The following is a 23,127-nucleotide window of genomic DNA, read 5'->3' as shown; positions in this document are numbered from 1 at the left end:
TCAGGCGTTCCTCGGCCGAGGCGGTGGCGAGGTGTGCGTCGACGGCCTCGGTCGCGGGGTTCGCGGTGGCCGGGGTCGCCGTCCAGCGGCCGGCCAGCTCGCGTAGCCGCTCGGCGATCCGGTCGCGGTCGGCCTCGCCGAGGTCGTCGGCGACGCGTTCCCAGCGGTCCAGTTCCGCCCACAGCACGTCGGCGGGGGCGGGCGGGCGCAGGGCGTCGAGGACGAACGCGGCCAGGTCGGCCGGGGTGGGCCGGTCGAAGACGGCGGTGGCGGGCAGCATGGTTCCGGTCGCCAGCGAGAGCCGGTTGCGCAGCTGCACCGCGGTCATGGAGTCCATGCCGAGTTCCTGGAACGGGCGGTCGGCCTCGATGCTCAGGGGCTCGGCGATGCCGAGCACCGCGGCCAGCTGGGCGCGAACCGTGTCCACCACGGCGTCGAGCTGCTGGGTCTCGTCGAGATCGGCGAGCCGGGCCCGCAAGACCTCGGCGGTGTCGGCGGTGACGGCGGCCGGGCGAACGGGTGCGGATCGGCCGGTGTCACCAGGTGTTTCGCTGTCGATACCGAGTTCCCGGGTCCGGAATTCGACGGCTTCGGCGCTGAACACCGGGTTCCCGGCCGGATCGGTCAGATACGCGGTGACCGCGTCCCCGTCCACCGGTCGCACGTGGGCCCGGACGGCGTCCGCGCCCGTGGCGTACAGGCGTACGTTCCGCCAGATGACCGGTGCCAGCACCGAATCCGTGCCGAGGGTGCTCGGCAGGGCCGCGTCCAGCAGTTCCGGGTGCAGGGCGAATCCGGTGGCCTGCACGGCCGATTCGGCGGGCAGGTGGTACTCGGCGGGCTGGTCGGCCGGCACCGGGGTGCCCGGATCGCCGCCGCGGGCCAGGGCGCCGGTGGCGATGGCGGTCCAGGTGCCGCCCGCGGATCTGGCCCGGATTCCCGCGGTGCGGCGGCCGGTGTCGTCGGCCGCGCCGATGACCACGTGCAGCTGGGCCTCCTGGCCCGCGGGGACGGTGAGCGGCCGGGTCAGTTCCAGCTGTTCGATGTGGTCCGCGCCGACTTCGTCGCCGGCCCGCAACACGAGGTCGATGAGGACCGCGGGCGGGACCAGGGTGGTCGCGGGGGTGGTGTGGGAGGCCAGCCAGGGCAGCACGTTCGGGTTCAGGCCGCCGGTGAGCAACACGCTGTCGGCGTCGGGCAGGTGCAGGACGCCGGTCAGCACGGGGTGCTCGATCGGGTCGAAACCCGAGGTGGCGGTGGCGGCGGTCGGGTGCAGCCAGTACCGGTCGCGCTGGAACGCGTAGGTGGGCAGGGCGACCCGGCGCGCGCCGGTCCCGGTGAAGAACGCCTCCCAGTCGACGGTCGCACCGAGGGAGTGCAGCCGCGCCACACCGGCGATGAGGGTGCGGGCCTCGTCGGTGTCGCGTCGTTGCAGGGCGACGGCGGCGGTGTCGGTGATCTGGTCGGCCAGCGGCGCGAGCACCGCGTCGGGTCCGACCTCGGCCAGCACGGTGACGTCGAGGGCGGCCAGAGTGGTTGCGGCATCCGCGAACCGGACCGGCCGGCGAATCTGGTCGACCCAGTACTGCGCGGTGGTGGGCTCGGCGATCCGACCGTTGACGGTCGAGACGAACGGGGTGACGGGTGCGGAGTAGGTGACCGATTCCGCGACGGCGCGGAATTCGTCGAGCATAGGGTCCATCAGGGCCGAGTGGAAGGCGTGGCTCACCGTCAGCCGCTTGTGACGGCAGTCCAGCTGAGCGATAGCCGCCAGGACGGCGTCCTCCGGGCCCGACAGGACCACGGACTCCGGACCGTTCACCGCCGCGATCGACACCGAATCACCGAGCAGCGGAAGCACCGTCGCCTCCGACACCGAGACCGCGACCATCGCACCACCCGTCGGCAACGCCTGCATCAACGCGCCACGCGCGGCCACCAGACGGGCCGCGTCGGCGAGCGAGAGCACACCGGCCACGTGCGCGGCGGCGAACTCACCCACCGAGTGCCCGGCGACGTAGTCGCAGCGAATCCCCCAGTGCGCCAGCAGTCGCGCCAGGGCGACCTCGACGGCGAATAGCGCGGGCTGGGCCATCCCGGTGCCGTCGAGACCGTCACCGGTGGTGATCAGCTCGCGCAGCGACCGGCCCAGCAGCGGGTCGAGGTGCGCTGCGGCCTCGTCGAACGCGGCGGCGAAGACCGGGAAGCATTCGTACAGGCCCATTCCCATGCCGAGACGCTGCGCGCCCTGGCCGGTGAAGACGAAGGCGGTGCCGCCCGATCGCGCGGTGACGGGCTGGGCGTCGGCGAGCGCGGCGACCAGTTCCTCGGTGTCGCCGCCGACCACGGCGGCCCGGTGCTCGAAGGGGGTGCGGGCGGTGGCGAGCGAGTACGCGATATCCAGTTCCCGCACGGTCGAATCCGCGAGGAACTCCCGCAGCCGGGCCGCCTGGGCGTCGACCGCGGCCGGGGTGCGGCCGGAGATCAGCCACGGCACCACCGGCAGTTCGAGCGAGACCGCTTGCGGCTCAGCCGCTTCCGGCTCCGGGGCCTGTTCGACGATGACGTGCGCGTTGGTGCCGCCGAAGCCGAACGACGACACACCCGCCCGGCGCGGCTGCCCCGTCTCGGGCCAGTCCCGCACCTCGTTCAGCAGTTCCACCGACCCGGCGGACCAATCCACCTCGGGCGACGGGGTTTCCGCGTGCAGGGTGCGCGGCAGCACGCCCCGGCGCATGGCCTGGATCATCTTGATCACGCCGCCCACGCCCGCGGCGGCCTGCGAGTGCCCGAAGTTGGACTTGAGCGAGCCCAGCAGCAGCGGACGCTCCCCCGCCCGGTCGCTGCCGTAGGTGGCGAGCAGGGCCTGGGCCTCGATCGGGTCGCCGAGACGGGTGCCGGTGCCGTGGCCCTCGACCGCGTCGACCTCGGAGGCGAGCAGGGCGGCGTCGGCGAGCGCGTCACGGATGACGCGTTCCTGGGAGGGGCCGTTGGGCGCGGTCAGCCCGTTGGACGCGCCGTCCTGGTTGACGGCCGAGCCGCGCAGCACGGCCAGCACCTCGCGGCCCTCGCGGCGCGCGTCGGAGAGTCGTTGCAGCGCGAGCAGTCCCGCGCCTTCGGCCCACCCGGTCCCGTCGGCGCCCGCGCCGAAGGACCGGCACCGGCCGTCCACCGACAGGCCGCGCAGGCGGGAGAACTCCACGAAGGCCTGCGGCGTGGACATGACGGTCACACCGCCGGCCAAGGCCAGATCGCATTCGCCGCGGCGCAGGGACTGCGCCGCCAGGTGCAGCGCCACCAGGGACGACGAGCAGGCCGTGTCGACCGAGATCGCGGGTCCTTCGAGGCCCAGCGAGTAGGCCAGGCGGCCCACCGCGATGCTGCCCGCGCTGCCGGCGAACAGGTAGCCCTCGTGTTCGCCGCCGATGCCGGGGCGAGCGCCGTAGTCGGAGTACATCACGCCCGCGAACACGCCGGTGCGGGAGCCGCGCAGGCTGCGGGGCACGATGCCCGCGGATTCCAGGGCTTCCCAGCCGGTTTCGAGGAGCATGCGCTGCTGTGGGTCGACGGCCAGGGCCTCGCGCGGGGACAGTCCGAAGAAGCCCGCGTCGAACAGGTCCGCGTCCATCAGGAATCCGCCGCCGCGGCTGTAGGACCGTCCGGCCTGTTCGGCGTCGCTGTCGAACAGGGAACCCAGGTCCCACCCGCGATTGGTCGGGAATTCCGAGACCGCGTCGACACCGCGGAACACGAGGTCCCACAACTGATCCGGATCGGTGACGCCGCCGGGGTAACGGCAGCCGACGCCGACGATGGCGATCGGTTCGTCGTCCCTGGCGGCCACCGTGGCCGTCGCCACAGCATGCGGCTTCGCGCCGACCAGCTCACCGGCCAGCCGCTCCGACAGGGTGGCGGGCGTCGGGTAGTCGAAGACCAGGGTGGCGGGCAGGCGCACGCCGGTGGTCTCGGCCAGCCGGTTGCGCAGTTCGACCGCGGTCAGCGAATCGAACCCGAGATCCTGGAAGGACCGGTCCGCGCCGACGGCGCTGGAGCCCGAATGTCCCAGGACCGCAGCGGCATTGGTGCGGACCAGGTCCAGCAGGGCCGCGGCGCGCTCGGTCTCGGACAGCTGGGTCAGGCGGGCGGCGAATCCGTCGCGGGGAGCCTTGCGGGCGCGGGTCGCGGGGGCCAGGCGGCGGAACATCGTCGGGACGTCGCCGGAGGACCGCAGGGCGGCGGTGTCGACGCCGGTGACCGCGAGCAGCGGAACGTCGAGGGCCGTCGCCACGTCGAAGGCGTGCAGCCCGGCGGCGGTCGGCAGCGGCAGAACGCCGATGCGGCGGATGCGCTCGCGGTCGACGGCGTTCATCTCGTCGGTGATGCCGCTGGCCTGCTCCCACAGGCCGTAGGCGATGGACACCGCGGGCAGTCCGAACGAGCGGCGGTGCTGGGCGAGCGCGTCCAAGAAGGTGTTGGCGGCGGCATAGTTCGCCTGGCCCGCCGTGCCGACCAGACCCGCCAGTGACGAGAACAGCACGAACGCACCGAGTTCCAGGTCGCGGGTGGCCCGGTGCAGCGCCCACGCCGCGTCGACCTTGGGCCGCAGCACACTGGTGACCTGGTCGGCGGTCAGCGATTCCACGATGCCGTCGGCGAGCACGCCCGCGGTGTGCACGACCGCGCGCACCGGGTGCGCGGCGACGACGGCGGCGAGCTCGGCCGGATCGGTGACGTCGCAAGCGAGGATCGTGACTTCCGCTCCGCGCTCGGTCAATTCGGCCCGCAGGTCGGTCGCGCCGGGTGCGTCGGGCCCGCGGCGGCTCAGCAGCAGCAGCGAGCGGGTGCCGTGGGTGTCGACCAGGTGCCGGGCGAGGGCCGCGCCGAGGGTGCCGGTGCCGCCGGTGATCAGCACGGTGCCCTGCGTCCACGGGTCGGTGTCGACGGTGGCGGCGCGGGCGCGGATCAAGCGCGGGACATGCAGCGCCCCGGCGCGAATCGCCACCTGCGGCTCACCGCTCGCGAGGGCGGCGTCGAGGGCGTCCCACGAACCGGGGTCCGCGTCGACGTCGAGGAGGGTGAAGCGGTCCGGGTGTTCGGTCTGGGCCGCGCGGACCAAGCCCCAGGCTCCGGCCTGCGGCAGGTTCGCGGCGGCGGGACCGGCCGCGGACTCGGTGAGGAACACCAGCCGGGAATTCGCGAACCGCTCGTCGAGGATGGCGGTGCGCACGACCGCGAGGGTGCGGTGAACGACATCGTGTGCGGCGGAGAGAATCTCCGCGTCCTGGCTGGCGGCGGGCAGCTTGACCACGACCACGGCGGGTGTGCCGGTGACCTCGTCCAGCTCGGCGTATCGGGTGTCCACGCCCGGCACCTCGCCGACCGCCACCCACTCGGTGCGATCGGATGTCGCGGCGGGAGTGGGGATTTCGCTCCACTCCAGTTCGAACAGCGTCTGGTCCGCGCCGGCCGCGGCCTGCGGGCGCAGGGCCAGGGCGTCCACGGCGAGCAGGGTCGCGCCGGATTCGTCGGCGATGAGCATGGCGACCGCGTCGCGCCCGGCCGGGGTGATCCGGACCCGCAGCGCCGTCGCCGGGAAGTCGGGGATCGTGACCCCGGACCACGAGAACGGCAGCAGCGCGGGCCGATCGGTGTCGGAGATGCCCGGGACCAGGGCGTGCGCCGCGGCGTCGAGCAGGGCGGGGTGCACGGTGAACCGGTCGGCCCCGGCGGCGTACTCGTCGTCGAGGGCGAGTTCGGCGAACAGGTCCTCACCGCGCCGCCACAGCGTGCGCAGGCCGTTGAACACCGCGCCGTACTCGTAGCCGTGGTCGGCCGCGCGATCGTAGGCCCCGGTGAGGTCGACCTCCTGCGCGCCGCGCGGGGGCCACTCGCCGATGACGCCGGGGGCGATGCTCGGGTCGGCCCCGCCCAGCAGGCCGGTGGCATGCAGTCGCCAGTCCTGGCCGCCCGCCACGCGGGAGCGGATCTCCACCTGCCGCTTGCCATCGCCGTCGGCGGCGGCGATGCTGACCCGGATCGTCACCGGCTGATCGGTGAGTTCCAGCGGCGCGGCGATGGTGAATTCCTCGACCCGAGAAGATTCTTCGGTGATTTCCGCGGCGGCCCGGAAGGCCAGCTCGAGCAGCAGCGTGCCGGGGACGATGGTGGCGCCGTCGATGGTGTGCTGGGTCAGCCAGGGCTGGGTATTGGGGTCGAGCACCCCGGTGAGCAGCGCGCCGTCGATGTCGGACAGGTGCAGCACTCCGGTGAGGATCGGATGGTCGACCGGGTCGAAACCCGAGGCGGCCGAGGCGGTGTTGGGGTGCAGCCAGTACCGCTCGCGCTGGAACGCGTAGGTGGGCAGCGCGACCCGGCGGGCGCCGGTGCCGGCGAAGAACGCCTCCCAGTCGATGCCGATGCCGTGCGTGTGCAGGTCCGCGAAGCAGCGGACGAGGGTGTCGGCTTCGGCGCTGTCGCGGCGCTGCATCGCGATTGCGGGGGTGTCGGTGACGGCTTCCAGCAGCGGGGTGAGCACGGCGTCGGGGCCGATCTCGGCGATGGCGCTGACGCCGAGTCCGGCGAGCGTCGTCGCGGCGTCGGCGAAGCGGACGGCCCCGCGCACCTGGTCCACCCAGTAGTCCGCGCCCGCCGGCTCGGTGACCTGACCGGTGAGGGTGGAGACGAACGGGATGGTGGACGGCGAGTAGGTGATGGTCTCGGCGGCCGCGCGGAACTGCTCGAGCATGGGGTCCATCAAGGCCGAGTGGAAGGCGTGGCTCACCGTCAACCGCTTGTGACGGCAGTCCAACCGGGCCACGACCGCCAGGACGGCGTCCTCGGGACCGGACAGGACGACCGATTCCGGACCGTTCACCGCCGCGATCGACACCGAATCACCAAGCAACGGCAGCACCGTCGCCTCGGACACCGAGACCGCGACCATCGCACCACCCGTCGGCAGCGCCTGCATCAACGCGCCACGCGCGGCCACCAGCCGAGCGGCGTCGGCCAGCGAGAGCACACCGGCCACGTGCGCGGCCGCGAACTCACCCACCGAATGGCCCGCCACCGCACGGACATTCACGCCCCAGGAGCGCAGCAGCCGCCACTGGGCGACCTCGACGGCGAACAGCGCGGGCTGAGCCATCCCGGTGCCGTCGAGTCCCTCACCGCTCGTGATCAGTTCTCGCAGCGACCGGCCGAGCATCGGATCCAGCAGGGCCGCGATCTCGTCCAGGGCCTCGGCGTAGACCGGGAAGCGAGCCGCCAGTTCCGCGCCCATGCCGATCCGCTGCGCGCCCTGACCGGTGAAGACCACACCCAGCCCGCCGTCACCGGCGAGTATGGGCGCGGTGTCGGCGGCGTCCGCGCCCGGCCACAGCACGGTGCGGTGCTCGAAGGCGGTGCGCGCGGTGGCCAGCGAGTAGGCGATATCCAGTTCACCGGCGGGCGAACCCGCCACGTACTCACGCAGTCTGGCGGTCTGCGCTTCGACGGCCTCGGGGGTGCGGCCCGAGACGAGCCACGGCACCACGGGCAGTTCCACCGTGACCGGTCGCGGCTCAGCGGTTTCCGGCACCGGAGCCTGTTCGACGATCACGTGCGCGTTGGTGCCGCCGAACCCGAACGACGACACGCCGGCCCGGCGCGGCTGCCCGGTCTCGGGCCAGTCCCGCGGCTCGACGAGCAGCTCCACCGCCCCCGAAGACCAATCCACTTCGGGGGTGGGGGTTTCCGCGTGCAGGGTGCGGGGCAGCACGCCGTGCCGCATGGCCTCGATCATCTTGATCACGCCGCCCACGCCCGCGGCGGCCTGGGAATGCCCGAAGTTGGACTTCAGCGAGCCCAGCAGCAGCGGCTGCCGGCCGGCCCGATCGCTGCCGTAGGTGGCCAGCAGGGCCCGCGCCTCGATCGGGTCGCCGAGCCGGGTGCCGGTGCCGTGGCCTTCCACGGCGTCGACCTCGCCGGCGGACAGGCGGCTGTCGGCCAGTGCCGCCCGGATGACGCGCTCCTGCGCGGGGCCGGACGGCGCGGTCAGACCGTTGGAGGCGCCGTCCTGATTGATCGCGCTGCCTCGGATGACCGCCAGGACTTCACGCCCCGCGGCCACCGCGTCCGACAAACGTTGCAGCACAAGTAAACCAGCGCCTTCGGCCCAGCCGGTGCCATCCGCGCCGGCGCCGTAGGAGCGGCAGCGGCCGTCCTCCGACAGACCGCGCAGCCGCGAGAACTCCACGAACGCCTGCGGCGTCGACATCACCGTGACACCGCCCGCCAGCGCCAGGTCGCATTCCCCGCGCCGCAGGGACTGCGCCGCGAGGTGCAGCGCCACGAGCGAGGACGAGCACGCGGTGTCGACCGAGATCGCCGGACCCTCCAGGCCCAGCAGGTACGCCAGGCGGCCCACCGCGATACTGCCCGCGCTACCGGCGAACAGATACCCCTCGAACTCCCCGCCCACACCGGGCCGCGCGCCGTAGTCGGAGTACATGAGCCCGGCGAACACACCGGTCTGGGTGCCGCGCAGCGCGCGCGGCACCAGTCCCGCCGATTCCAATGCCTCCCAGCCGGTTTCGAGCAGAAGTCGCTGCTGCGGGTCCATGGCCAGCGCCTCGCGCGGGGACAGCCCGAAGAAGCCCGCGTCGAACCGGTCCGCGTCGAGCAGGAATCCGCCGCCGCGGCTGTAGGACCGGCCCGCCTGCGCGGCGTCGCTGTCGAACAGCGAGCCCAGGTCCCAGCCGCGATTGGTCGGGAATTCCGAGACCGCGTCCGCGCCCCGGGTGACCAGGTCCCACAGTCCCGCCGGGTTCACGACCCCGCCCGGGTAGCGACATCCCAGTCCCACCACGGCGATCGGCTCGCGCATCGATTCCTCGACGGCGGCCAGCTGCTTGCGAGCCTGATGGGAATCCGCGATCGCACGCTTGAGGTATTCGCGCAGCTTCGCCTGGTCGGACATCGGCCGCCGCCTTTCGGTTGAGGTCGGAAGAGGAAGGGAGGTAGGGGAATTCAGTCGAGCTCGTCGATGAGCGCGTAGAGCTCGTCGTCGGTCGCCGCGTCGAGATCGCCCTCGAAGCCGGTGTCGGCGGTGACCAGGCTCAGCAGTTCCCGCAGCCGGGCCGCGATGGCCGCGGCCTGGCCGGTGGCGGTCAGCGCGGCCGTGATGGACGGGCGCAGGCCGTCGATCAATTCGAGGACCGGCACTTCGGTTGTGCCGGTGTCGAATCCGAGCTGTCCGGCCAGGTGTTCGGCCAGGGCGGCCGGGCTGGCGTGATCGAAGATCAGCGTGGCGGGCAGCGCCAGGCCGAGCGCCTTGCCGAGGTCGTTGCGCAGTTCGACCGCCATGAGCGAATCGAAACCGAGCTCCTGGAAGGACCGGTCCCGGGTGACGGTGGAGTCGTCGGCGTGGCCCAGGGCCGCGGCGGCGCGGGCCCGGACCAGATCGGCGAGCGCCTGGATGCGCGCGTCGGGGTCGAGTCCGGCCAGCCGGGCCGTCCGATCCGGTGCGGCCGAGGCCGCCGCGGCGGCGCGGCGCGCCTTGGTGCGCACCAGGTCCCGCAGCGGTGCGGGCACCCCGGACTCGTTGGCGCGCAGGGCTTCCTGGTCGATCCGGGTCACCGCGAGCACCGGTTCCCCGGTGCGGACGGCGGCGTCGAACAGCTCCAGGGCCTCGGCCGGGTCGAGGGGCAGCAGACCCGAGCGGGCGAGCCGCCGCAGGTCCACGTCCTCGAGGTGGCCGCTGAGTTCACTGCTCCCGGCCCACAGGCCCCACGCCAGCGAGGTCGCGGGCAGGCCCTGGGCGTGCCGGTGTTCGGCGAGACCGTCCAGGTAGGTGTTGGCGGCCGCGTAGTTCGCCTGGCCGGCGGTGCCGAGCAGGCCCGCCACCGAGGAGTACAGGACGAAGGCCGAGGGCTGGTGGGCGAGGGTGAGTTCGTGCAGGTGCCAGGCCGCGTCGAGCTTGGGCCGCAGCACCCGGTCGAGTTGTTCGCGGGTGAGGGCGGTGACGACACCGTCCTCGGTGCGGCCCGCGGTGTGCACGACCGCGCCGATGGTGCGGTCGCCGATGGCGGCGGCGAGCGCGGCACGATCGGTCACGTCGACGGCCACGATGGCGACCCGCGCACCGAATTCGGCCAGCTCCGAGCTCAATTCGGCCGCGCCGGGAGCGGCGGGGCCGCGGCGGCTGAGGAGCAGCAGGTCCCGGGCGCCGTGCTCGGCCACCAGATGGCGGGCCAGCAGGGTGCCCAGGGTGCCGGTGCCGCCGGTGATCAGGACCGTGCCCCGCGACCAGTCCGGGGTCTCCCCCGCCACCTGCCGCATCCGCTCGAGGCGGGGTGCGAACAGTTCGCCGTCGCGCACCACGACGTGCGGTTCACCCGTGGTGGCGGCCCGGTCCAGGATGTCGCGTGAGCGTTCGGACTCGTCGATCTCGACGACGGTGACCCGGCCCGGGTTCTCCGCCTCCGCCGACCGGACCAGGCCGCGGATGCCCGCGTGGCCGAGTTCGCCCGCGGCGGTGACGATCGCGAGCCGCTCGCCCTCGGACTGCGCGAGCCAGTCGCGAATGGTCTCCAGGGTGGCGTGCAGCACGGCTTTGGGCGAGCCGGTGGGCGCTTCGATGATCTGCACCCCGACGCCGTCGCCCTCGGTCCGCACCGGCCGCAGCCGCGGCACGAGCAGACCGTCCACCTCGGTGGCGGCCGTGACGGCCGTGCGGGCCCGCAGGACCAGTGAATCGACGGTGACCACCGGCGCTCCGGCCGAATCGTCGGCGTGCAGCGACACCCGCAGCGCGTCGGCGCCGGCGTCCTCCAGGTCGATGCGCACCCGCAGCGCGGTCGCTCCGGTCGCGTGGACCCGCACGCCGCTCCAGGCGAAGGGCAGCCACGACCGGGCCGACTCGTCGGTGACGCCCGGCAGCAGCGCGTGCAGCGCGGCGTCGAGCAGGGCCGGGTGCAGGTCGACGTGGTCGCCGTGGCGCGCCTCCGGGAGTTCGACCGCGACGAACAGGGATTCGTCGGTCCGGCGCACCCGCCGCAGCCCCTGGAACGCGGGACCGTACTGGTAGCCGAGGTCGTGCAGCCGCTCGTAGACGCCGGTGAGGTCGAACTCGGAGTCGTCGATCGCGCCGACGGTGCCCGCGGTGCGGTCCTCGGTGCGGGCGACCACGAATCCACTGGCGTGTGTGACCCATTCGCCATCGTCGGTGCGACGCGAGTGGACTTCGGCGCTGCGGCGGCCCAGTTCGTCGGGCAGCCCGATGCCGACCTGGACGGTGGTGCCGCCCGGCGGCAGCACCAGCGGCGCGCCGATGGTGAGTTCGGCCAGCTCGTCGCAGCCGACCCGGCCCGCGGCGTGCAGGACCATGTCGACCAGCGCCGTGCCCGCCACGACCGGCAGGCCGTCGAGGGCGTGATCGGCCAGCCACGGCACGGATTCGACGCTCAGGCGCGTGGTGAACCGGACCTCGTCGCGATTCGCGATCGGGACGGCCGCGCCCAGCAGCTCGTGGTCGGCGGCCCCCAGGCCCAGACCGGCGAGATTCAGTGTCCGGGCGGCGGGTTCGAGCCAATACCGCTTGTGCTGGAAGGGGTAGGTGGGCGCGGTGACTCGGCGCGCGCCGGTGTACAGGCTGTCCCAGTCCACGCGGTGGCCGCGCATCCCCGCGACCGCCACCGCCGCGGTCAGGGTCTGCCGCTCCGAACGGCCGCGACGCAGCACGGGCGCGGTGAAACCGTCGGTGGCGGTGAGGGTCTGCTGCGCCAGCGCGGAGAGCACCCCGTCGGGCCCGATCTCCACGAAGTCGGTGACGCCGGCGCTCTCGAGGTAGCGGATGCCGTCGAGGTAGCGCACCGCGAGGCGGATGTGGCGGACCCAGTACCCGGGGTCGGTCACCTCCTCCACCGTCGCCAGGGTTCCGGTGACATTGGAGACCAGGGGAATGGTCGGCGGCCGGAAGTCCAGATGCGCGATGGCGCGGTGGAATTCGTCGAGCACGTCGTCCATATGCGGGGAGTGGAAGGCATGGCTGACCGGCAGCTGACGCACCTTGCGGCCGCGTTCGCGCCACAGCTCGGCGACCGCGGCGGCCGCGTCGGCGTCACCGGAGATGACGGTCGAACGCGGACCGTTGATCGCGGCGATCACCACGGCGTCCGCGTAGCCTGCCAGGTCCGGGGCCAGCTCCGCCTCGGTGGCCTCGACGGCGATCATCGCGCCGTGCGAGCGGGCCGCCTGCATGAGCCGGCCGCGCGCCGAGACCAGCGTCGCGGCGTCGGCCAGACCGAGCACCCCGGCGGCGTGGGCGGCGGCGACCTCGCCGATCGAGTGGCCGGTCAGGTAATCCGGTCGCAGACCGTGACTTTCGACGGTCCGGTACAGGGCCGTCTCGACGGCGAACAGCGCGGCCTGCGCGAAATGCGTCTGGTCGAGCAGCGCCGAGTCGGCGGAGTCCTCCGGAGCGAACAGCACCTCGCGCAGCGGGCGCGCCAGACCGGGGTCCAGCAGCGCGCAGATCTCGTCGAAGACGCCCGCGAAAACCGGTGAGGTCTCATACAGTTCGCGGCCCATCCCGAGCCGCTGACTGCCCTGCCCGGTGAACAGCATGCCCAGCTTCCCGCGCGATCCCCGCTGCGCCCGGGCGACGGCGGTGTTCGGCCGGTCCTGAGCGATGTCGTCGAGGGCCCGGGCCAGCTCGGCGGGGTCACCGGTGATGGCGGCGCGCACATCGTGCCGCGCGCGTCCGGTCGCCAGGGTGAGACCGAGATCGGCCGGGCGGGCGTCGGTTTCGGCCAGGTGGTCGCGCAACCGGGCGGCGACCTCCCGCAGTCCGGCGTCGTCCTTGGCGGACAAGATCCAGGGCACCGGCTGCTCCGGCGCGACCGCGACGGCGGTCCGCGGGGCGGGCTGCTCGAGAATGACGTGCGCGTTGGTGCCGCTGACACCGAACGACGACACTCCGGCCCGGCGCGGCCGCCCGGTGTCCGGCCACGGCCGGGCCTCGGTCAGCAGGCGCACCGCGCCCGACGACCAGTCCACGTGCGGGCTGGGCTTTTCGGCGTGCAGGGTGCGCGGCAGCACGCCCCGGCGCATGGCCTCGATCATCTTGATCACGCCGCCCACGCCCGAAGCCGCCTGCGAGTGACCGATATTCGACTTCAGCGATCCGAGCCACAGCGGACGGTCGTCCGCGCGATCGCTGCCGTAGGTGGCGAGCAGCGCCTGCGCCTCGATCGGATCGCCCAGCCGGGTGCCGGTGCCGTGCGCTTCCACGGCGTCCACCTCGGCGGCGGACAGTCCGGCGTCGGCCAGGGCCGCGCGGATCACCCGCTCCTGCGCGGGGCCGGAGGGCGCGGTGAGGCCGTTGGACGCGCCGTCCTGGTTGACGGCGGTGCCGCGCAGCACGGCCAGCACCTCGTGCCCGGCGGCGCGGGCGTCGGAGAGTCGTTGCAGCACGACCAGTCCCACGCCCTCGGACCAGCCGGTGCCGTCGGCGTCAGCGCCGAACGCCTTGCAGCGGCCGTCTGCGGACAGGCCGCGCTGCCGGGAGAACTCGACGAAGGTGTTCGGGGTGGACATGACGGTGACGCCGCCGGCGACCGCGAGATCGCATTCGCCGCTGCGCAGCGACTGCGCGGCCAGGTGCATGGCCACCAGCGAGGACGAACAGGCGGTGTCGACCGTGATCGCGGGACCCTCGAAGCCGAAGGTGTAGGCCAGTCGGCCGGAGATCACGCTGGACAGGTTGCCCGCCAGCAGCAGGCCCTCGAATTCGCCTGCCGCGCCCTGCACCCGGATGGCGTAGTCGTCGTACATGGCGCCGGTGAAGACGCCGGTGCGGCTGCCGCGCAGGGTGGCCGGGTCGATGGCCGCGTATTCCATGGCCTCCCAGGCGGTTTCGAGGAGCAGGCGCTGCTGCGGGTCGGTGGCCGTGGCCTCGCGCGGGGAGATGCCGAAGAAGTCGGCGTCGAACAGGTCGGCGTCATAGAGGAAGCCGCCGTTCTTGGTCGAGGAGGTGCCCGGCCGTTCGGAGCGCGGATCGTAGAGCTCGTCCACGTTCCAACCCCGGTTGACCGGGAACTCGCCGATGGCGTCGACGCCGTCGGCGACGAGCTGCCACAGGTGGCCGGGTGTGCGGACGTCGCCGGGATAGCGGCAGGCCATGCCGACGATCACGATCGGATCGTCCTGGGCGGTGCGGGCTTTCACCGCCATCGTGGCGGCGGGCTGCTTCGGCCGCAGCAGTTCCCCCAGGTGGGTGGCCAGCGCGGTCGGCGACGGGTGGTCGAAGACGACGGTCGCGCCCAGGGTGAAACCGGTCTCGGTGCCGATCCGGTTGCGCAGTTCCAGCCCGGCCAGCGAGTCGAAGCCCAATTCCCGGAACGCGCTGTCGGCGTCGAGGCCCGAGGCCGAATCATGGCCCAGCACAGCGGCGCTCACGCCCAGCACGTACTCCAGCAGCGCGTCGGCGCGCCGGTCGTCGGCGAGGGCGGTCATGCGGTCGGCCCAGGTGCCGCCCGCGGTCCGGGTCCCCCGGCGCACGGGTGCGCGCAGGATGGCCGGGGCTGCCGCGGCGGGCACGCCGTAGTCGATGGTCGCCGCGACCACGACCGGTTCGGGGCTGCCGAGCGCGGTGTCGAACAGCGCCAGACCCGCCTCGACCGTCAATGGCGGTGCGCCCAGGCGCTTCCAGCGCTCGACATCGGCGGCGGACAGACCCGTCCCCATGCCGACCGAGGTGTCCCACAGACCCCACGCCAGGGAGCGCGCGGGCAGGCCGGCGGCGGCCCGATGCGCGGCGAGGCCGTCGAGGTAGGCGTTGGCGGCGGCGTAGTTGCCCTGTCCCGCCGTACCGATGGTGCCCGACAGTGAGGAGAACAGGATGAACGCGTCGAGATCCAATGCGGCCGTGGCCCGGTGCAACTGCCAGGCGGCGTCGACCTTCGGGCGCAGCACGGTGTGGATCTGCTCGGCGGTCAGCGTGTCGATCATGGCGTCGGCGAGCGTGCCCGCCGCGTGCACGACCACCCGCAGCGGACGGTCGGCCGGGATCGCGGCGAGGACCCCGGCGACGGCGTTCGGGTCGGCCATATCGGCGGCGAGCACCTCGACGGTCGCACCGGCGGCGCGCAGGTCGGCGGCCAGGTCCTCCGCGCCCGGGGTGGCCGGGCCGCGGCGGCTGACCAGCAGCAGGTGGCGCACCCCGTGTTCGGCGACCAGGTGGCGGGCGAACAACGCGCCGAGTCCGCCGGTGCCGCCGGTGATCAGCGCGGTGCCGTCGGTGCGGATCGGAGCGCCGGTGAATTCGGTTGTGCGCGTGGCGACCCGGGCGATGTGCAGCGCGCCGTCGCGGACGGCGAGCTGGGCCTCCCCGGAGGCAGCGGCGCGGTTCGGCCACTCCCCGATCTCGTCCCGCGCCGGAATGTCGAGCACCAGCACCCGTCCGGGGTGTTCGGTGGCGGCGACGCGGGCGAGGCCCCATACGGCGGCGCCGGCGAGGTCGTCGACCCGCTCGCCCGCGGTGGCGGCCACCGCGCCACGGGTGACGAGGACGAGCGGCGAGCTCGCCTCGGCCAGGTGGCGCTGGATCGATTCGGTGGCCAGGATCGTGGCCGCGTGCACCTCTTCGGGAGTGTCTCCGGGTTCGAGGACGAGGGTCTCGACTTCGGTTCCGGTGGACTCGGATTCGGGCAGCGGCTGCCAGGCCAGGGCGTACAGCGGCGGCCTGGTGACCAAGCCCTCGACGGCGGTGGGCCGGAAGTCCAGCGCCCCGATGACGGCCACCAGGGCGCCGTCATCGGTGGTGACGGTGATCTCGGCCGACGTCCGGCCGGTGCGGATCAGGCGGGCCCGTAGGGCGCTCGCGCCCGGAAGGCTCACGCGCACCGCCGAGAACGCGTACGGCAGCAGCATCTCCCGGGGCCCGGCGGCATCGGCCAGGTCCAGCACCAGCGGGTGCAGGACGGCGTCGAGCAGCGCGGGATGGAGGCCGTAGCGACCGGCCTCGTCGACGCGGGCATCGGGCAGTCGGACTTCCGCTAACAGCGCGTCGTCGGTGCGCCACCAGCGGGTCAGGCCACGGAAGGCGGCGCCGTACCGGTAGCCGAGGCCCGCGAGCCGGTCGTAGGCGTGCTCGATCGGCTCCTCGACGGCATCCGGCGCGGGCCACTCGTCGCCGAGGCCGGGGGCGGGCGCGGCGGCGAGGTCGAAGAAGCCGGAGGCGTGCCGCGACCAGGGCGCGTCCTCGGCGGTCCGGGCGTGGATCGTGAAGGGCCGCCGCTCGTTCGCGCCGGCGGCGCCGGCGATCAGCTGCACCTCGACCGAACCGTCCAGCGGCAGTGCGGCTTCCACCACGACTTCGGAGACCTGTTCGGCGCCCAGCAGATTCGCCGCGGCGATGGCGAAGTCCACGAAGGCGGCGGCGGGCAGGATCGGCGCACCAGCGATGACGTGGTCGCGCAGCCAGCCGTGTTCGGCGGTGGTCAGGGTGCCACTGAAGAGCACCTCGTCCCGGTCCGCGCGATCCACCCGGGTGGTGAGGATCGGATGCCCGGCGGCGGGCCGCTCGGTGCCCCCGCGCAGCCAGTAGCTGCCGCGCTGGAACGCGTAGGTGGGCAATTCGACCGTGGCCGAGCGTGATTCGACCAGGGCGGTCAGGTCGGCGGGCGCGCCGTGGACGTGCGCGGTGGCCAGACCGGTCACGAAGGTGTCGTCCTCGGGGCGGCCGCGGCGCAGCAGGGGCACCGCGATCGACGCCGGGGTCGCGAAGGATTCCCGGGCCATGGCGGTGAGCACGGCGTCAGGGCCGATCTCCACGAACAGCCGGACGTCGTCGTCCTCGAGCCGGCGCACGGCGTCCAGGAAGCGCACGGTGCCGCGCAGCTGCCGCACCCAGTGGTCGGGCGAGGTGAGGTCGGCCTGCTCGGGCGAGAGCGCGGACACCACGGGAATCACGGGGTCGGTGAAGGACACCGACTCGGCGACGGCCCGGAACTCCGCCAGCGCGGAATCCATGTGCGCGGAGTGGAAGGCGTGGCTGACCCGCAGCGTGTGGGTGCGGTGACCCGCGGCCCGCCAGCGCTCGGCGACGGCCTCGGCGGCATCGGTGTCACCGGAGATCACCACGGAGGCAGGTCCGTTCACCGCCGCGATATCCACCGCGTACCCGTCGAGGGAGGCGGCCACCTCGTCGGCGGGCACGCCGATGGCGATCATCGCCCCACCCGCTCGCGCCGCCTGCATCAGCCGACCGCGCGCGGCGACCAGCTTCGCGGCGTCGGCCAGTCCGATGCCACCGGCGACGTGCAGTGCCGCCAGCTCACCGATCGAATGACCGGCCACCGCATCGGGAATCAGGCCCAGTTCACGGCACAGCGCGGCGAGCGCCACCTCCACCGCGAACAGGGCGGGCTGGGTGTACTCGGTCCGGTCCAGGGCGTCGGCGTGGTCGCGGACGACCTCGCGCAGCGGCAGCGCCAGCCACGGGTCGAAGGCCGCGCACACCTCGTCGAAGGCCGCGGCGAACGCCGGGAAGGCGGCATAGAGCTCCTGCCCCATACCGAGACGCTGCGCGCCCTGACCGGTGAACAGGAACGCCGTGCGCACGGCACGTGCGGCCCGGCCCGAAACCAGCTGCGGCGCATCGGTTCCATCGCGCAGGGCAGCCAGACCGGCTCGGAAATCCGCGTGGGTGCGGCCGACCACGACCGCACGTTCGGGCAGCAGCGCCCGGGTCCGCACCAGCGAGTACGCGAACGCGCCGATCGAAGCGTCCGGCCGAGCGGCCAGGAACTCGTCCAGCTTCCCCGCCTGCCCACGCAGGGCCTGACGGTCGCGACCCGACACCACCCAAGCCACCGGCCGAACGACCGCACCGTCCGTGGACGCGGCAGGCTCGGTTCCGGGGAATGTGGTTGGGCGGGGTTCGGACTCGGCTTCCTCCAAGACCAGGTGGGCGTTGGTGCCGCTGATGCCGAAGGAGGACACGCCGGCCCGGCGCGGCTGCTCGCCGCGCGGCCAGTCGCGCCGCTGGGCCAGCAGTTCGATGCTGCCCGCCGACCAGTCGACGTGCGGGGTGGGCGCGTCGAGGTGCAGGGTGCCGGGCAGCACGCCGTGCCGCATGGCCTGCACCATCTTGATCACACCGGCCACACCGGCGGCCGCCTGCGCGTGACCGATATTGGACTTCAACGATCCCAGGTAGAGGGGCCGGCCCGAGTCACGCTGTGCGCCATAGGTAGCGAGCAGGGCGTCGGCCTCGATCGGGTCGCCCAGCGCGGTGCCGGTGCCGTGCGCCTCCACCGCGTCGACCGCGCCGGCGGTCAGCCCGGCGTCGGCGAGGGCCGCGCCGATGACGCGCCGCTGCGCGGGACCGTTGGGCGCGGTCAGGCCATTGGACGCGCCGTCCTGGTTGATGGCGGTGCCGCGAATGACACCGAGCACCCGGTGGCCATTGCGGCGCGCGTCGGAGAGCCGTTCCAGCAGCAGCACGCCCGCGCCCTCGGCCCACGCCGTGCCGTCGGCTGCGGCCGCGAACGGCTTGCAGCGGCCGTCGGGCGCGAGGCCGCGCTGGCGCGAGAACTCCACGAACATCCCGGGATTGGCCATCACGGCCGCGCCACCGGCCAGCGCCAGGGCGGACTCCCCCGCCCGCAACGAGCGCACCGCGAGGTGAATGGCGACCAGCGACGAGGAGCACGCGGTGTCCACGGTCAGCGCGGGGCCGAGCAGGCCCAGTTGGTAGGCGATGCGACCCGACATCACGCTGTTGGCGGTACCGGTCAGCACGTAGCCCTCGGTGCCCGCCGCGGGCGTGTGCATACGCGGGCCATAGTCGGAGACGGTCGCGCCGACGAACACGCCCGTCCGCGACCCGGCGAGCGACTGCGGATCGATGCTCGCGTGTTCGATGGCCTCCCAGGAGGTTTCGAGCAGCAGCCGCTGCTGCGGGTCCATGGCCAGCGCCTCGCGCGGCGAGATGCCGAACAGGCCCGCGTCGAACTCGCCGGCGTGCTCGAGGAAGCCGCCGAGCCGCACGTAGCTGCCGCCGGGCCGGTCCCCGTCGAAGAGGGCCTCGTCCCACCCGCGGCCGGCCGGGAATTCGGTGATGGCGTCGATGCCGTCGGCCACCACCCGCCACAGGTCGTCGGGTCCGGCGATGCCGCCGGGATAGCGGCAGGCCATGCCGACGATGGCGATGGGTTCGTCACCGGCGGCCGTGAACGCCTCGGCCGCACCGTCGTGCGCGGTGCCGGTGAGCGCGGCGTTCAGGTAGTCGATCAGGGCCGCGGGTGTCGGGTAGTCGAACAGCAGTCCGCCGGGCAGGCTCAGGTCGGTGGCGCGGGCGAGGGCCTTGCGCAGCTCGACGCCGAGCAGGGAATCGAAACCGAGGTCACGGAAGCGGGCGTGGGTGTCGACGCGTTCGGTGGCGTCGAAGCCGAGCACGGCCCGGATGTGGCCGGTGACCAGTGCGTCTACGTCGATGTCCGCCACCGCGGGAGGCGCGACCGCCACCTCCGCCGGGACGGACCTGGCCGTCGCCGTGGCGACCGCGGGCACGGCAGCACCGCCCAGCAGCGAATACCGGCGGCGCTGGAACGGATACGTCGGCAGATCCACGACTCGCGCACCGGCCCCGGAGAACAGTGCGGTCCAGTCGATCCGCGCGCCCCGGGTGAACAACTGCCCCGCCGCGGTCACGATGGTGGCGGGTTCGTCGCGATCCGGGCGCAGGGCCGGGACGGCGGTGATCCGCTCGGCGTCGACGGCCGCATCGGCGATCATGGCCGAGCACACCCCGTCGGGGCCGAGCTCGAATGCCTGTGTCACGCCGTAGGTTTCGAGCACGCGGACGGCGTCCACGAATCGGACCGGCTGCCGGATGTGCTCCACCCAGTAGTCCGCCGACGCCCACTCCTGCGCCGGTCCCCCTGTCACCGAGGACACCGCCCGCAGGGTCGGCTGCGCGAAGGTCAGGGTCCGCACCACCGCGGCGAACTCGTCGAGCATCGGCTCCATGAGCGGCGAGTGGAAGGCGTGGGAGACATTGAGCCGCTTGGTCTTCCGCCCCATAGCGGTCACCAGGGCGGCGACCTCGACCGCGCCGCGCTCCTGTCCGGCGACGACGATCGCGCGCGGCCCGTTGACGGCGGCGATCCCCAGCTCGGACAGTCCGGCCAGCAGTGGCGCGACCTCGTCCTCGGTGGCCTCCAGCGCGATCATGGCCCCGCCGCTGGGCAGCGCCTGCATGAGCCGTCCGCGCGCCGCGACCAGGGTGGCCGCGTCGGCGCGCGACAGCACCCCCGCCACGTGCGCCGCGGCGATCTCACCGATGGAGTGCCCGGCGACGAAATCCGGTGCGATACCCCAGGATTCGATCAACCGATACAGCGACACCTGCAACGCGAACAGCGCGGGCTGCGCGTAGCCGGTCCGGTCCAGGTCCTCGCCGGTGGCGACGAGGTCACGCAGCGGCCGGTCCAGGACCGGATCCAGATGCGCGGCGATGGCATCGAATTCCGCGGCGAAGACCGGGAATTCGCGGTAGAGCTCCAGGCCCATCCCGATCCGCTGACCGCCCTGGCCGGAGAACACCACCGCCAGCTCGCCCGGCTCGACCGAGCCGGTCGCCAGCTGCGGCGCGGGCAGCCCTGCGGCGAGCGCCTCGAGCGCGCGCCGCCGGGCCGGGCCGTCGCCCGTGGCGACCACGGCACGGTGGTCGAACGTCGTCCGGGTCGTGGCCAGCGACCACCCCACATCGGCGGGATCCTGCGAGGTGAGTTCGGCGAGCCGCGTCGCCTGGTCGGCGAGCGCTTCGGGCGTGCGCGCCGAGAGCACCCACGGCGCGACCGCGAGCGGACGGCCCGTCTCGGCCACCGGCTCGGTCGCCGGCGCTTCGCCGACCACGAGGTGGCAGTTGGTGCCGCCCATGCCGAACGAGCTCACCCCCGCGAGCAGCGGCACGGAGGGCTCGGGCCACTCCGAAAGCTCGGTCTGCACAGCGAGATTCAGCTCGTCGAACGGGATCGCGGGGTTCGGGTCCGAGAAGTTCAGGCTCGGCGGCAGCTGCCGGTTCCGCAGGCACAGCAGCACTTTGAGCAGTCCGGCCAGCCCGGCCGCGCCCTCCAGGTGCCCGATATTGGTCTTCACCGAGCCGATCGGCAGCGGCCGGGTCCGGCCGGCCCCCAGCACCGCGCCCAGCGCGGCCGCCTCGATCGGATCGCCGACCGGGGTCCCGGTGCCGTGCGTCTCGACGTACTGGACCTGCGCCGCGGACACCCCGGCTCGCCGGTACGCCTCCCGCAGGACCCGCTCCTGAGTGGCCTGCCCGGGCACCGTGAGCCCCTCGGTCGCGCCGTCGTTGTTGACCGCGCTGCCGTGGATCACGCCGTGGATGCGGTCACCGGCCGCGACGGCGTCGGCCAGCGGCTTGAGCAGCAGCGCGACCGCGCCCTCACCGCGCACGAATCCGTCGGCGCGCGCGTCGAAGGCGGCGGAGGTGCCGGTGGGCGAGAGCCCGCCGAAACGCTCGGTCGCGACCGCGGTCGCCGCGGACAGGTTCAGGTTGACGCCGGCCACCAGGGCCGTGGACGCCTCGCCGGTGCGCAGGCTCTGACAGGCCAGATGCACCGCCACCAGGGCCGAGGACTGCACCGAGTCGACGGTCAGGCTGGGCCCGTGCACGCCGAGGAAGTAGGAGACCCGGTTGGCGATCACGCCGCGGCTGGCGCCGGTCAGGCTGTGATGGGTGATGGCGTCCTCGGGCAGGGTGCCGAGCAGGGCGGCGTAGTCGTCGCGGTGGGTGCCGACCAGCACCGCGGTGTCGCCGCCGCGCAGCTGCTCGGGCCGGGTGCCGGCGTCTTCCAGGGCCTCCCAGGCGAGTTCGAGCACCAGCCGCTGCCTCGGGTCCATCGCGGCCGCCTCGCGCGGCGAGATCCCGAAGAACGGCGCGTCGAAGCCCTCGACATCGGCCAGGAACGCGCCGCGCCGCTCGGGACGGTCGCCCGCCCCGGCGTACGCGGCGCGGTCGTCGGGCCAGGAGGAGATGGCGCTGGTGCCCGAGCTCAGCAGTTCCCAGAACTCGGCGGGGTTGCCCGCGCCGGGTAGGCGGCACGCGAATCCGATGACGGCGATCCCGGCATTATCGGTGGCGTTGATGGAACTCAAAACGGCTCTCCCCCTTGCCTATTCGGCACGTAGTGTGGAAGTGACGCCATCAGAAGGCGTGATTTCAACGTAGCCGCGCGGTCGGAACAGGTTGGTAATCCGTTGGTAATTCGGTTATTTCGACCACATCGCGGTACCGGTGGCCCGGTCCCGGATCTCCGCGTGCAGCGCGGCGACGTGCTCGTTGAGGAAGAAATGGCCCCCGCGAAACTCGCGCAACTCGAACTCGCCGTGCGTGTGCGCCCGCCATTCGGCCGTCTCGGCGACGGTGGTCTTGGGGTCGATGTCTCCGGTGAACGCCGTTATCCCGCAGCGCACCCGGGGCCCGCCGGTCCACCGGTAGCGTTCGATGGCGCGGTAGTCGCCGCGGATGACCGGCAGCACCATGGCGGCGATCTCCGGATCGGCGAGCGCGGCGGCGTCGGTCGCGCCCAGACGGACGACATCGTCGAGCAGCTCGGCGTCATCGGCCAAATAGGTGCGCTCGTCGCGGCTGGTGGCGGGTGCGCGCCGGCCGGAGACGAACAGTTCGGTGAGCCGGCTCCCGGACCGTTCCAGTCGCAGCGCGACCTCGAAGGCGAGGATCGCTCCCATGCTGTGCCCGAAGAACGCGGTGGGCCGGTCCAGCCACGGAAGCAACTCCGCGGCAATGTGATCGGCGAGCCGGTCGATATCGTCGACGACCGTTTCGGTGCGGCGTTCCTGGCGGCCGGGATATTGCACGGCGAGCACGTCGATTTCGGGTGCGAGGGCCTGCATCCATGGGAAGAAATAGCTCGCGGATCCGCCCGCGTACGGAAAGCAAACCAATCGGTGCGGGGCGTCGGGCGCCGGACCGAATCGGCGAATCCACGCGTTCGGAGAAGGGTTGCCGGACAGACGTTTTTCCATCACACGAATTCCCTTGTCGTATACCGAACGGTTTCGCGCCGGGCACCCGGGCGGGGTACCCGGCGCCCGGCG

At 73.2% G+C, this 23,127-nt stretch carries 3 protein-coding genes; all 3 read right to left on the bottom strand.

The window, feature by feature from the left end; all coding sequences use genetic code 11:
- On the bottom strand, nt 1–8,959 hold an 8,959-nt coding region (locus ACFV4K_RS24135), incomplete at its 3' end, for an SDR family NAD(P)-dependent oxidoreductase (protein WP_379277893.1).
- A 50-nt stretch (nt 8,960–9,009) separates the two neighbouring features.
- On the bottom strand, nt 9,010–22,164 hold the full coding sequence (locus ACFV4K_RS24130) for an SDR family NAD(P)-dependent oxidoreductase (protein WP_379277892.1): 13,155 nt from the start codon (nt 22,162–22,164) through the stop codon (nt 9,010–9,012).
- Nucleotides 22,165–22,278: 114 nt separating this feature from the next.
- Nucleotides 22,279–23,055, bottom strand: coding sequence for a thioesterase II family protein (locus tag ACFV4K_RS24125; RefSeq protein WP_379277890.1), 777 nt, complete (start codon nt 23,053–23,055; stop codon nt 22,279–22,281).
- Between the last annotated feature and the right edge of the window lie 72 nt (nt 23,056–23,127).

It is taken from the genome of Nocardia sp. NPDC059764, assembly GCF_042732555.1.
Classification (GTDB): domain Bacteria; phylum Actinomycetota; class Actinomycetes; order Mycobacteriales; family Mycobacteriaceae; genus Nocardia.
This window is presented reverse-complemented; position numbering and strand designations above follow the sequence as displayed.